The organism is Salipiger marinus (assembly GCF_035481585.1).
In the GTDB taxonomy this organism is placed as follows: domain Bacteria; phylum Pseudomonadota; class Alphaproteobacteria; order Rhodobacterales; family Rhodobacteraceae; genus Salipiger; species Salipiger marinus.
In genome coordinates this window covers 156640-168027 of the sequence record NZ_JAYKSL010000011.1, presented here as the reverse complement: position 1 = coordinate 168027, position 11388 = coordinate 156640, and the positions used below count along the sequence as shown (strand labels likewise).

Annotated in this window: 13 protein-coding genes; 6 read left to right on the top strand and 7 right to left on the bottom strand. The window is 68.1% G+C overall.

What is annotated here, in order from left to right; all coding sequences use genetic code 11:
• The coding region (locus VK682_RS16000; RefSeq protein ID WP_324782213.1) for an NTP transferase domain-containing protein at positions 1-811 on the bottom strand (811 nt) is incomplete at its 3' end.
• Positions 812-919: 108 nt separating this feature from the next.
• On the opposite strand from VK682_RS16000, the gene VK682_RS15995 reads away from it, so the two are divergent.
• Genes VK682_RS15995 through VK682_RS15980 form a run of 4 tightly spaced genes read left to right on the top strand, consistent with a single transcriptional unit; the run spans position 920 to position 4851 of the window.
• Positions 920-1594 (top strand): HAD-IA family hydrolase, encoded by a 675-nt coding sequence (locus tag VK682_RS15995; protein ID WP_324782212.1) that lies wholly within the window; start codon positions 920-922, stop codon positions 1592-1594.
• 48 nt (positions 1595-1642) lie between these two features.
• Entirely contained in the window at positions 1643-2836 is a 1194-nt protein-coding gene (locus VK682_RS15990; RefSeq protein WP_324782211.1) for a DegT/DnrJ/EryC1/StrS family aminotransferase, read from the top strand.
• 54 nt (positions 2837-2890) lie between these two features.
• Entirely contained in the window at positions 2891-3859 is a 969-nt protein-coding gene (locus VK682_RS15985) for an XdhC family protein (RefSeq protein ID WP_324782210.1), read from the top strand.
• Positions 3856-4851, top strand: coding sequence for a molybdopterin-binding protein (locus tag VK682_RS15980; RefSeq protein ID WP_230794503.1), 996 nt, complete (start codon positions 3856-3858; stop codon positions 4849-4851). Before VK682_RS15985 ends, VK682_RS15980 begins: the two co-directional genes overlap by 4 nt.
• Before the next feature lie 150 nt (positions 4852-5001).
• Here VK682_RS15980 and infC read toward each other — a convergent pair whose 3' ends face one another.
• Positions 5002-5658: a translation initiation factor IF-3 gene (gene infC / locus VK682_RS15975; protein WP_311135837.1), complete on the bottom strand. Its 657-nt coding sequence runs from the start codon at positions 5656-5658 to the stop codon at positions 5002-5004.
• A gap of 118 nt (positions 5659-5776) precedes the next feature.
• Here infC and VK682_RS15970 point away from each other — a divergent pair, with 118 nt between their 5' ends.
• Positions 5777-6532, top strand: a complete 756-nt coding sequence (locus VK682_RS15970; RefSeq protein ID WP_230794504.1) for a hypothetical protein — start codon at positions 5777-5779, stop codon at positions 6530-6532.
• A 66-nt stretch (positions 6533-6598) separates the two neighbouring features.
• Here the strand turns inward: VK682_RS15970 and VK682_RS15965 are convergent, their stop codons facing one another.
• The 5 genes from VK682_RS15965 to VK682_RS15945 all read right to left on the bottom strand — a co-directional run bounded on the left by VK682_RS15965 (position 6599) and on the right by VK682_RS15945 (position 10771).
• Positions 6599-7462, bottom strand: coding sequence for a ferredoxin--NADP reductase (locus VK682_RS15965; protein WP_324782209.1), 864 nt, complete (start codon positions 7460-7462; stop codon positions 6599-6601).
• Between the two features lie 107 nt (positions 7463-7569).
• Complete coding sequence (locus VK682_RS15960) at positions 7570-7953, bottom strand: DUF934 domain-containing protein (RefSeq protein ID WP_089847944.1); 384 nt, start codon at positions 7951-7953, stop codon at positions 7570-7572.
• Complete coding sequence (locus tag VK682_RS15955) at positions 7950-8741, bottom strand: phosphoadenylyl-sulfate reductase (RefSeq protein WP_230794505.1); 792 nt, start codon at positions 8739-8741, stop codon at positions 7950-7952. The genes VK682_RS15960 and VK682_RS15955 overlap by 4 nt, the downstream gene beginning before the upstream one ends.
• Before the next feature lie 4 nt (positions 8742-8745).
• Entirely contained in the window at positions 8746-10416 is a 1671-nt protein-coding gene (locus VK682_RS15950; RefSeq protein WP_230794506.1) for a nitrite/sulfite reductase, read from the bottom strand.
• Between the two features lie 55 nt (positions 10417-10471).
• Positions 10472-10771 carry a DUF2849 domain-containing protein gene (locus VK682_RS15945; RefSeq protein WP_230794507.1) on the bottom strand — a complete coding sequence of 100 codons (300 nt, stop codon included), beginning with the start codon at positions 10769-10771 and terminating at the stop codon, positions 10472-10474.
• 153 nt (positions 10772-10924) lie between these two features.
• Here VK682_RS15945 and VK682_RS15940 point away from each other — a divergent pair, with 153 nt between their 5' ends.
• On the top strand, positions 10925-11380 hold the full coding sequence (locus tag VK682_RS15940; RefSeq protein ID WP_089847937.1) for an Lrp/AsnC family transcriptional regulator: 456 nt from the start codon (positions 10925-10927) through the stop codon (positions 11378-11380).
• The last annotated feature ends 8 nt before the right edge of the window (positions 11381-11388 follow it).

Below are 11388 nucleotides of genomic sequence, written 5' to 3'. Positions count from 1 at the left end.
AATTGATGCCCAGCGTTTCCGCCTCGTCGCAGCGCACCACGCCCGCCGACAGGCCGCGCGCGCGGGCCAGCGCCACCACATCGGTCAGGTAATATTCGCCCGAAGCATTGTCATTGCCCACCGCTTCGACCAGCGCGAACAGCGTGTCCGACGCGGCGATCAGCACCCCGGAATTGCACAGCGAGATGGCGCGCTGCGCCTCGGTCGCGTCCTTGTATTCCNAATATTCGCCCGAAGCATTGTCATTGCCCACCGCTTCGACCAGCGCGAACAGCGTGTCCGACGCGGCGATCAGCACCCCGGAATTGCACAGCGAGATGGCGCGCTGCGCCTCGGTCGCGTCCTTGTATTCCACGATCTCCAGCAGATCGTCGCCTTGGGTGACCAGACGGCCATAGCGGCCCGGATCGGCGGCCTCGAAGCCCAGCACCACCACGTCATGCGTGGCGCGCGCCGCGATCATCGTCTGCAGCGTGGTGTCGCTGATGAAGGGCGTGTCGCCGTAAAGCACCAGCGCGTCCCCGCCGAAATCTTTCAGTGCGTCGCGGGCCTGTGCCACGGCATGGGCGGTGCCCAGCTGTTCGGACTGGATCACCACCTGCGCCTCCGGGGCGAACTCCAGCGTGGCGGCGCTCACCTCCTCGGCGCCGTGACCGGCCACCACCACGCAGGCCGCCGGATCCAGCGTCTGCCCGGCGCGCAGCGCGTGCCAGAGCAGCGGCGCCTGTGCCAGAGGGTGCAGCACCTTGGGACGGTCGGACTCCATTCGGGTGCCCTTGCCCGCAGCAAGGAGGATCAGCGCAATGCTCATGTGGTTTCCTGTTTGTCTTCTGCCTGCGCCCGTTTTATCCGCTTGGGCCAAGGGGGCAAGGTGATCCGGCTTCACGTTGGATTGCGGGTTGTGACAGGGAACGGGATCATGCGGACGGTTGTATTCGATCTGGACGGCACGCTGGCGGACACAAGCGGCGATCTGATCGCCGCCGCCAATGCCTGTTTCGAAGGAATGGGGATCGCCACGCGGCTTTGCCCCGAGGGCGATGCGCTGACCGCCTTTCACGGCGGGCGGGCGATGCTGCGGCTGGGGCTTGAGCGCGAGGGGCTGGCCGAGCAGATCGCCGCCGAACGGATGCTCGAAGAGTGGTATCCGCGCCTGCTGGCCTTTTATGCCGAAAAGATCGACCTGCACACGCGGCTTTATCCCGGCGCGCGGGAAGCGGTCACCGCCCTGCGTGCCGCAGGCTACCGCACCAGCGTCTGCACCAACAAGCCCGAGGCGCTGGCCGAGGTGCTGCTGACCCGGCTGGGGGTGCGCGATCTGTTCGGCGCGCTGGTGGGGGCGGACACGCTGCCGGTGCGCAAGCCCGATCCCGCGCCCTATGTGGCGGCGGTGGACCGCGCGGGCGGCGACGTGGCGCAAAGCCTGCTGGTGGGCGACACCCTGACCGACCGGCGCACGGCCGCGGCGGCGGGGGTGCCCTGCATCCTCGTGGGTTTCGGCCCCAGCGGCGACGCGGTGCGCGACATGGCGCCCGAGGCGGTGATCGCCGGATATGACGCGCTGGCGGAGGAGGTGCGGCGGCTGATCGGCTGAGCCGCGATCCCCGTTGACCTTCCCGGGGCGCGGGCGCATCACTGTGCCATGACCGAACGCTTCACCGGATCCTTCACCCAGCAGGAGCCCATCCCCGAACAGGGGATCGCGGCGGCGCTGGACGTGCTGCGCCACGGGCGCCTGCACCGCTACAACACCGCCCCCGGCGAGACCGCCGAGACGGCCCTGCTGGAGCAGGAGTTTGCCGCCTTTACCGGCGCGCGCTATGCGCTGGCCGTGGCCTCTGGCGGCTATGCCCTTGGATGTGCGCTGCGTGCGCTTGGCGTGGGGCCGGGGGATGCGGTGCTGACCAATGCCTTCACCCTGGCGCCGGTGCCGGGGGCGATTGCCGCCGTCGGCGCGCGCCCCGTCTATGTTGGCGTGACCGAGGCGCTGGTGATCGACCTTGACGATCTTGCGGCAAAGCTCGATCAGGCGCGGGTGCTGATGCTCAGCCATATGCGCGGCCATATCTGCGACATGGACCGGCTCATGGCGCTGTGTGATGCGGCGGGCGTGCGCGTGATCGAGGATTGCGCCCATACCATGGGGGCCAGCTGGAACGGCACCGCCTCGGGGCGGCACGGCATCCTCGGCTGCTATTCCACCCAGACCTACAAGCACATGAACAGCGGCGAGGGCGGGCTGCTGGTCACCGACGATGCCGAGCTTGCGGCGCGGGCGGTGATGCTGTCGGGCAGCTACATGCTTTACGACCGGCACCTTGCCGCCCCGCCGCCCGAAACCTTTGCCGAGCTGAAATACCTCACCCCCAATGTCTCGGGCCGGATGGACAACCTGCGCGCCGCGATCCTGCGCCCGCAGCTGGCAGCACTGCCCGACCAGATCGCGCGCTGGAATGACCGCTACCGCGTGGTGGAACAGGGTCTGCGAGACACGCCGGGGCTGCGGCTGATCGACCGGCCCGCCGCCGAAACCTATGTGGGCTCGTCCTTTCAGGCGCTGGTGCTGGACTGGCCTGCGCCCAAGGTGCAGGCGCTGCTGGCGCGCTGCGCCGCGCGCGGGGTCGAGCTGAAATGGTTCGGGGCTGCGGAACCGGTGGCCTTCACCTCGCGTTATGACAGCTGGCGCTATGCCCCCGCCGATCCCATGCCCGCCACCGACCGCATCCTTGCCGCCATCCTCGACATGCGGCTGCCGCTGACCTTCAGCCTTGACGACTGCGCGCAGATCGCCCGCATCCTGCGGGCCGAGATTTCCGCCGTTCACCAGCAGGGCTAGACGGCGGGACCGGGGCGGGCGCCCCCTTACCGACCAACCGCGGAGGACCGCCGCATGACCGATTTTGACACCATTCCCGAAACCGCCCTTGCGTGGCACCGCGCGGGCCGCCGCGCAGCGCTGGCCACGGTGACGCAGACATGGGGATCGGCGCCGCGCCGGGTCGGCGCGCAGCTGGCCATCGCGGGCGACGGTGCGATCGAAGGCTCGGTCTCCGGCGGCTGCGTCGAAGGCGCGGTGATCGTCGAGGCGCTGGAGGCGCTGGAGGCGGGCGTGGCGCGCGAACTGGAATTCGGCGTCTCCGATCAGGATGCCTTTGCCGTGGGTCTGGCCTGCGGCGGCACCATCCGCGTGCTGGTCGAACCGGTGGGCAGCGCCCTGCCGGAGCCGCTTCTGGCCGAACTCTGCGCCGCCCGCGCCGCGCGGCGGGCGGTGGCCTATGTCGCCGATCTGGACAGCGGCGCGCGGCGGCTGGACCACAGCGGCCACGAGACGCGCTTCCGCATGGACCGCTCGGGCTTCGAGGAGGAGAGCCGGACTTTTGTGGCCATCCACAACCCGCCGCTGCGGCTGCTGGTGGTGGGGGCGGTGCATATCGCGCAGGCGCTGGTGCCCATGGCGCGGATTGCGGGCTATGACCCGGTGCTGATCGACCCGCGCGCGGCCTTCGGCTCCGCTGCGCGCTTCCCCGGCGAGACCATTCTTGACGACTGGCCGGACGAGGCGCTGGCCAAGCTGGGGCTGGATGCGCGCACGGCGCTGGTGCTGCTGACCCATGACCCCAAGCTGGACGATCCGGCGCTGGAAGCCGCCCTGCGCAGCGAGGTGTTCTATATCGGCGCGCTCGGATCGACCCGCACCCATGCCAAGCGCGTGACCCGGCTGACCGAGGCGGGCTTCACCGAGGCCGAGATCGCCCGCATCTACGCCCCCGTCGGGCTCGATATCGGCGCCGCCAGCCCCGCCGAAATCGCGGTGTCGGTGCTGGCGCAGATGGTGCGGGTGCTGAGGCAGGGCGCATGAGGTTCGGCCCCGTCGCGCTGGCCGAGGCCCGCGGCGCGCTGCTGGCCCATTCGGTCGAGCTGCCCGGCGGCAGCCGCCTGCGCAAGGGCCGCCTGCTGGAGCCCGCCGATCTGGAGGCGCTGGCGCAGGCGGGCCTGACCGAGGTGATCGCCGCCCGGCTTGACGCAGACGATGTGCCCGAGGATGCGGCGGCACTGCGGCTGGCCGAGGCGCTGTTGCCCGATCCCGGGGCCGCCGGGCTGCGGCTGGGGCCCGCCGCCACGGGGCGCGTCAACCTGCACGCCACCGGGCCGGGGCTGCTGGGGGTCGATGCCGCGCGTATCGACGCCGTCAATGCCGTGCATCCGATGATCACCGTGGCCACGCTGCGCCCGTTCCAGCGCATGGCCGACCGCGCCATGGCCGCCACGGTCAAGATCATCTCCTATGCCGTGCCGCAGGCCGCGCTGGCGCAGGCCTGCGCCGCAGCGGGTCAGGGGGCGCTGCGGCGCCATCCGCCCCGGCTGCGCCATGCCACGCTGATCGAAACCAGCGTCGGCACGGATCCGGGCGAAAAAGGCCGCCGCGCCACCAAGACCCGGCTCGACCGCTTCGGCACCACGCTGGCGCCGCGCTGCCTCGTGCCGCATCGCGTGACCCCGCTCGCCGAGGCGCTGCGCGAAGCCCAAGGCGACCTGCTGCTGATCCTCACCGGCTCCGCCACCTCTGACGCGCAGGATGTCGCCCCCGAGGCGCTGCGCGCGGCGGGGGGCGAGCTCCAGCATTTCGGCATGCCGGTTGATCCGGGCAACCTGCTGTTCATCGGCGCGCTGCAGGGCCGCCCGGTGATCGGCCTGCCGGGCTGCGCGCGTTCGCCCGCGCTCAACGGTGCCGACTGGGTGCTGGACCGCCTGCTCTGCGGCCTGCCGGTCAGCGGGCGCGACATCATGGGGCTGGGCGTGGGCGGGCTGCTCAAGGAACCGCCCTCGCGCCCGCGTCCGCGCGAAGGCTGACCCCTTCTTCTTGGCGGAAATATCCCGGGGGCCGGGGGGCAGAGCCCCCCGCTGCCGGCAGGGCCGGCAGGCCGCGCACATCACCGCAGACAAGAAAAACCCGCCGACAAAGGCGGCGGGTCCGGGTCGATGTCGGCAGGGCCAATGATCTTACTTGAGCACGGGTCCGATCATCATGACCATCTGGCGGCCTTCCATCTTGGGCATGTTTTCGACCTTGCCCAGTTCCTTGACGTCATCCGCCACGCGTTCCAGCAGTTCCCGGCCAAGGTTCTGGTGCGCCATTTCGCGGCCACGGAACCGCAGGGTGACCTTCACCTTGTCGCCATTCTCGAGGAACTTCATCACGTTCCGCATCTTGACTTCGTAGTCATGCGTGTCCGTACCCGGACGGAACTTGATTTCCTTGACCTCGATGATCTTCTGCTTCTTCCGGGCCTCGCTCTCGCGCTTCTGCTGTTCATACTTGAACTTGCCGAAGTCCATGATCTTGCAGACCGGAGGCGTTGCGTTCGGAGAGATTTCCACCAGATCAAGTCCGGCCTGTTCAGCCAGCTCCATGGCGCGCAGCGGCGGCAACACGCCAAGGTTTTCGCCTTCGGCGCCGATCAGGCGGATTTCAGGAGCCCGGATACGTTCGTTGACGCGGGGGCCGGTATCGCGCGTGGGGGGCGCATTGTGAGGTCTGCGGGCTATGGTATTCGTCCTTTGTGTCTGTGGTCGCAGGGGCGCAAGGTAATCTTCGCACCGGCGTCTTTCAAGCGGCAATTGGGCAAACTGCCGCCCAAACTGCCCCAAGCGCGCCACGCTCCCCCTTGTCCTGACGATGCTGCATCCGCACATGCAAGGCGGAGGGGCCGGATCCGCCGTGGCGCAGCGCCGCCGGGTCCGAAGGTCCGCCATGACAGAGCAGGAGACAGGAACCATGAACAAGGCGATTCTTGCGGTGGGGGGGCTGGCAGCCGTGGCGCTGGTGGTGCTGGTGCTGCGTCCCGACGAGACACCCGCGCCGCAGAGCCCGGCGACACCGCCCGCCCTGACCGAAACCGCGCCCGCCCCGGCGGATCCCGCGCCTGATGCGGCAGAGCTGCCGGACACCCCGGAGAGCCCCGCCAATGAGGCGGCAGAGCGGGCAGAGACTGCGGCAGAGACGGCGCGCCGAGCGGCAGAGCAGGCGCGCGAGGGGCTGGACCGCGCGCTGGATCAGGTTGATGAGACGGCAGGTGCCGCAGGCGTGGCGCTGACCGAAGCCGCGCGCGAAGCGGCGGATACCGCCTCCCGCGCGGCCGATGTCGCGACAGAGATGGCGCGCGACGCCGCAGACCGCGCCCGTGCAGGCGCCGGAGAGGCGGCAGAGGGCGCCGCAGGCATGGCAGGCGAGGCGGCAGAGACCGCGGACAGCGCCGCCGACCGGGCGCTTCAGGCGGCGCGGGATGCGGGCTCTGCGCTGTCGCAGTCGCTGCAGGAGACGCCGCGCCCCGAACTGCCCGATGCGGCGGAACTGCGCGAACTGCTGACCGTCGACGGCTTCGATTATGACCGGGTGGTGGAGTATGTCGAACAGTCCGACCTGAACGCCACGGTCAAGGTCACCACGCTGGCCACGCTGGACCGGGTGCGCAATTCCCCCGAACTGCTGCGCCAGACGCTGGAGCGGCTGCGCGACGAACTGGCGCTGTAAGCCAGCGGACAGACAGACGCCGCGCGAAGGCTCGCGCGGCGTTTCTTTTGCAGGCGGAGGGGGACGTCAGTCCAGAAACGCCTTTTCCACCACATACTGCTTGGGGTCGGAATTGGCGCCCTCTTCCAGACCGTAGCTTTCCAGCATCTCTTTCAGTTCCAGATTGAACGCCAGATTGCCGCAGATCATCGCGCGGTCGGTCGCAGGATCCAGCGGGCCGGTGCCCAGATCCGCAAATGCCTCGCCCGAGCGCATCAGATCGGTGATGCGGCCCATCTTGGGGCTCTGTTCGCGGGTGGTGGTGGGGTAATACTTGATCTTTTTCCAGAAACCCTCGCCGATCACCTCGGCCAGAAGCTCGTCGCTTTTCAGCCCCTCGATCAGTTCGGCCCCATAGGCCAGTTCACCCACTTCGCGGCAGGTATGGGTGATGATGATCTCGTCGTAATCCTCGTAGGTCTGCGGCTCGCGCAGCAGGCTGGCAAAGGGCGCAAAGCCGGTGCCGGTGGCGAAGAACCACAGCCGCTTGCCGGGCAACAGCGCGTCATGCACCAGCGTGCCCACCGGCTTGGGCCGCAGGATGATCTCGTCGCCGGGCTGGATGTGCTGCAGCCGCGAGGTCAGCGGGCCGTCCTGCACCTTGATCGAGTAGAATTCCAGCTCCTCGTCCCAGGACGGCGAGGCGATGGAATAGGCGCGCAGCAGCGGCTTCTGCTTGCCGGTCTTGGGGTCGGCATCGCCCATCAGGCCGATCATCACGAATTCGCCCGACCGGAACCGCATGGAGGTGGGGCGGGTCATGCGGAACGAAAACAGCCGGTCCGTCCAGTGCCGGACGGAGGTGACGGTCTGGGCATCCGGCAGCACCATCTTTTTCGGCGCGTCGGTCTTTACGGCGGTGGCGTTGGTCACGGGGGTCATCTCTGTCATGTCTGTCCTGCCGGCGGGATAAACCGACACCTCTGATTTAGCTTTGATGCAGATCAGGCGAAAGGGGATCAGCCGCGCAGGCGGGCCTGATAGTCTGATTGGGTGACTCAGCCGCGCAGGCGCGCCTGATAGTCATGGGCCCGCCAGTCGGCGCGGAATTCCCAGTCGGCTTCAGGCTGGCGGGCGGCAAGCTCGTCGCTGATCTCTACCTCGTCAAAGCCCGCGCGTCGAGCCATGGCATACTGGTCGGAAATCACATGACCGGCAGCCCGCAGCCGCCCGCGATAGCCGCGCAGGCGCAAAAGCCGCGCCAGCGTGAAGCCGCGCCCGTCAGAGAAGGACGGGAAGGCCACGCGGATCATCTCGGTGCCCTCGGGCACCTCCAGCGTGGCGGGGTCGGTGTCGGAGGGCAGATCCAGCACGCCCTCGGCCTCGAAACCGCGGGTCCAAGTTTCGGGCCCGAATCCTGCGTCGGTCACGATGACGGTCATTGGCCTTCTCCCATCTTCACTGCGCGGCCATTCACAAAATGGATGCCGCATTCGTCCTTGTCCTTGCCGCGCCAGCGTCCGGCGCGCGGATCCTCGCCCGGGGCCACCTTGCTGGTGCAGGGCGCGCAGCCGATCGACGGATAGCCCTGCGCCACCAGCGGATGCCGGGGCAGGCGGTTTTCGTCCATATAGGCGGCGATGTCCTCGGGCGCCCAATGCGCCATCGGGTTCACCTTGATCCGGCCCGTGGTCTCTTCGAGTTCAAAGAAATCCAGCGCCGCGCGGGTGCGCGACTGGAACCGCTTGCGGCCGGTGATCCAGCCGTCGAACCCGTCCAGCGCCTGTTCCAGCGGCAGCGTCTTGCGCAGCGCGCAGCAGGCATCGGTGTCGGAAAAGCGCAGCGCGCCGTAAGGGTCGCGCGCCTGCATGGTGGCGTCATCGGTGCGCAGCACGCGCACGTCCGACAGCCGCAGCCGCTCCGCCACCTCCTGCTGATAGGCCAGCGTTTCGGCAAAAAGCAGCCGCGTGTCGATGAACAGCACCGGCGTGCTGCGGTCGACCATCGCCACCAGATGCAGCAGCGCCACGGATTCCGCGCCAAAGGACGACACCATGGCGATGCTCCCGGCCTCGGGGTCGCTCAGCGCGCCCTGCAGCACCGCCGTGGCGCCGTGATGGCGATAGCGCGCGTTCAGCGCCGCCACCCGCGCCCGGCGGTCCGCCAGAAGCTCGGGGCCCGGGGCAGGGGTGCTGCCATGGGGCGTGTCTGGAGCCAGATGCAGGGTCATCGCCTCAGGCCGCCTCTGACTGTGCGTCGGCGGTGTCGTAAAGGGCGGCCTTGAACGGCGCCATGCCAAGGCGGCGATAGGCCTGCAGGAAGGTCTCCTCGGGGCTTTCGCGCTGCTCCAGATAGGCGCCGACGATGCGTTCGATCGCGGGCACGATGTCTTCGTAGGAAAAGCCGGGGCCGGTGCGGTCGCCAAGCGCCGCATCCTGCGTGGCATCGCCCCCCAGCGTGATCTGGTAGGTTTCCACCCCGCCGCGATCCAGCCCGAGAATGCCGATATGGCCGACATGGTGGTGGCCGCAGGCATTGATGCAGCCCGAGATCTTGATCTTCAGCTCGCCGATATCGGCCTCGGTCTTCAGCTCGTCGAAGCGGGTGGCGATCTTCTGCGCGATGGGGATCGACCGGGCCGTGGCCAGCGCGCAGTAATCCATGCCGGGGCAGGCGATGATGTCGGAGATGCGCCCGATATTGGCGGTGGCAAGCCCGTGCGCCTTGAGGATCTTGTGCATCTTCGGCAGGTCGGACCTGTGCACATGCGGCAGCACCACGTTCTGCTCGTGGCTGATGCGCAGCTCGTCATGGCCGAAGCGTTCGGCAAGATCGGCAAGCACGCGCATCTGTTCGGCGCTGGCATCCCCCGGGGTTTCGCCATGCGCCTTCAGCGAGATCTGCGCGATGGCGTAGCCCGGCACCTTGTGCGCGGTCAGGTTGGTATCGGCCCAGGCGCGGAACACCGGATCGGCGGCATAGGCGGCGTCATAGACGTCATCCGGCGCATTGCGGAAGGCGGGCGGGGCGAACTGTGCGCGGATATGGTCGAAGATCTCCAGATCGGTGCCGTTGAAGGCGGCGCGGGTCTCGGCGAAGCGGTCCTCGACCAGACGACGGATCTCGTCGATGCCATGCTCGTGCACGGTGATCTTGATGCGCGCCTTGTATTTGTTGTCGCGCCGTCCCAGCAGGTTCCAGACGGAGACCACGGCTTCGACATAGGGCAGCAGGTCGGCCTGCGGCACGAAGGCGGCGATTTCCTTGCCGATCATCGGCGTGCGGCCCAGACCGCCGCCCACAAGGATGCGATAGCCGATCTCGTCGCCGCGCCGCACCACTTCGATGCCGATGTCATGCGCCTTGATGACGGCGCGGTCATTGGGCGCGCCGGTGACGGCGATCTTGAACTTGCGCGGCAGGAACTGGAATTCCGGATGGTCGGTGGACCACTGCCGCAGCAGCTCGGCCACCGGGCGCGGATCGGCCACCTCGTCGGCGGCGGCCCCGGCGAAGTGGTCGGCGGTCACGTTGCGGATGGTGTTGCCGCTGGTCTGGATCGCGTGCAGGCCCACTTCGGCCAGCGCATCCAGCATGTCCGGCACATCAGTCAGTTTCGGCCAGTTATACTGGATGTTCTGCCGCGTGGTGAAATGGCCATAACCCTTGTCCCATTTCTCGGCGAGCAGGGCGAGCTGGCGCATCTGCGCCGAGGACAGCGTGCCATAGGGGATGGCCACGCGCAGCATGTAGGCGTGCAGCTGCAGATAAAGCCCGTTCATCAGGCGCAGCGGCTTGAATTCGTCTTCGGTCAGCGCGCCCGAGATGCGGCGTTCCACCTGTGCGCGGAACTGGCGGTTGCGCTCGGCAAGGAACGCGGTGTCAAAGTCGGTGTAGCGATACATGCGGAGTCTCCTGCGGCTGGCTGGCGGGTCGGCGGGCGGACGGGCGAGGGGATGCCTAGCGGCTGGCCTGCTTGCCGTGGTAATAGTTGGACGGGCCGCGGCGGCGGAAATCCTCGCGGAAATGCGTGGGCTGCGGACCTGTCGCCCCGGGCGCCACATCGGCCAGATAGACGCCGACCGCCTCATGGGCGCGGGCGCTGGCCTCCAGCAGACGCACCTGCGCCACCGCCTCGTCGGTCAGGATTTCGGCCTGCGCCAGATCCCGCACCCAGGCATCGTCGGCGGCGAGGTATACGACGTCTCCCTCGATCAGCGCATTGGCGGTCACGACCTTGGGGGCAAAAGGCTTGGGCATCGGGGACGCTCCTGATCTGGTGGCGTTGGTCCCCTCTATATAGAATTTTGTCCTTGCCGCAGGCCAGTAGCTGATGGATATAAGGACATTCGTTTGCAGCACCTGCGCCTCTGCGGTCAGGTGTTCCGCGACGGTGCAGAAGAAGGAACAGTCATGCAGTTCGATGCCATGGACCGGAAAATCCTTCTGGAACTGCAGCAGGATGCGGGCCGTTCGCTGGACGAGATCGCCCGTGCGGTGGGGTCGTCCAAGACCCCGGTCTGGACCCGGATCCGCAAGCTGCGCGAGGCCGGGGTGATCGGGCCGCAGGTGGTGATCGCCGATCCCGAAAAGCTGGGCTTCGAGGCGTGTTTCTTCGTGCTGATCCGCACCTCCGAACACGAGGCCGACTGGCAGCGCCGCTTTCTGTCGGCCCTGCGCGACCGCCCCGAGGTGATGGAGGCGCATCGCCTTGCCGGCGAGATCGACTATATCCTGAAGGTGCGGGTGAAGAATGCCCGCGCCTATGACGTGTTCTATCAGGCGCTGATCTCCGAGGTGAAGGTGCATAACGTCACGGCGCTGCTGTCCATGGAAGAGATCAAGAACACCACCGCGCTGCCGCTCTGAGGATCAGA

Excerpts from the sequence above, each read along its gene's own strand:
- VK682_RS15965 (WP_324782209.1), bottom strand. The coding sequence starts at position 7,462 with ATGACAGAGATGACCCCCGTGACCAACGCCACCGCCGTAAAGACCGAC.
- VK682_RS15970 (WP_230794504.1), top strand. The coding sequence starts at position 5,777 with ATGAACAAGGCGATTCTTGCGGTGGGGGGGCTGGCAGCCGTGGCGCTG.
- VK682_RS15955 (WP_230794505.1), bottom strand. The coding sequence starts at position 8,741 with ATGACCCTGCATCTGGCTCCAGACACGCCCCATGGCAGCACCCCTGCC.
- VK682_RS15995 (WP_324782212.1), top strand. The coding sequence starts at position 920 with ATGCGGACGGTTGTATTCGATCTGGACGGCACGCTGGCGGACACAAGC.
- VK682_RS15990 (WP_324782211.1), top strand. The coding sequence starts at position 1,643 with ATGACCGAACGCTTCACCGGATCCTTCACCCAGCAGGAGCCCATCCCC.
- VK682_RS15960 (WP_089847944.1), bottom strand. The coding sequence starts at position 7,953 with ATGACCGTCATCGTGACCGACGCAGGATTCGGGCCCGAAACTTGGACC.
- VK682_RS15945 (WP_230794507.1), bottom strand. The coding sequence starts at position 10,771 with ATGCCCAAGCCTTTTGCCCCCAAGGTCGTGACCGCCAATGCGCTGATC.
- VK682_RS15950 (WP_230794506.1), bottom strand. The coding sequence starts at position 10,416 with ATGTATCGCTACACCGACTTTGACACCGCGTTCCTTGCCGAGCGCAAC.
- VK682_RS15985 (WP_324782210.1), top strand. The coding sequence starts at position 2,891 with ATGACCGATTTTGACACCATTCCCGAAACCGCCCTTGCGTGGCACCGC.
- VK682_RS15980 (WP_230794503.1), top strand. The coding sequence starts at position 3,856 with ATGAGGTTCGGCCCCGTCGCGCTGGCCGAGGCCCGCGGCGCGCTGCTG.
- VK682_RS15940 (WP_089847937.1), top strand. The coding sequence starts at position 10,925 with ATGCAGTTCGATGCCATGGACCGGAAAATCCTTCTGGAACTGCAGCAG.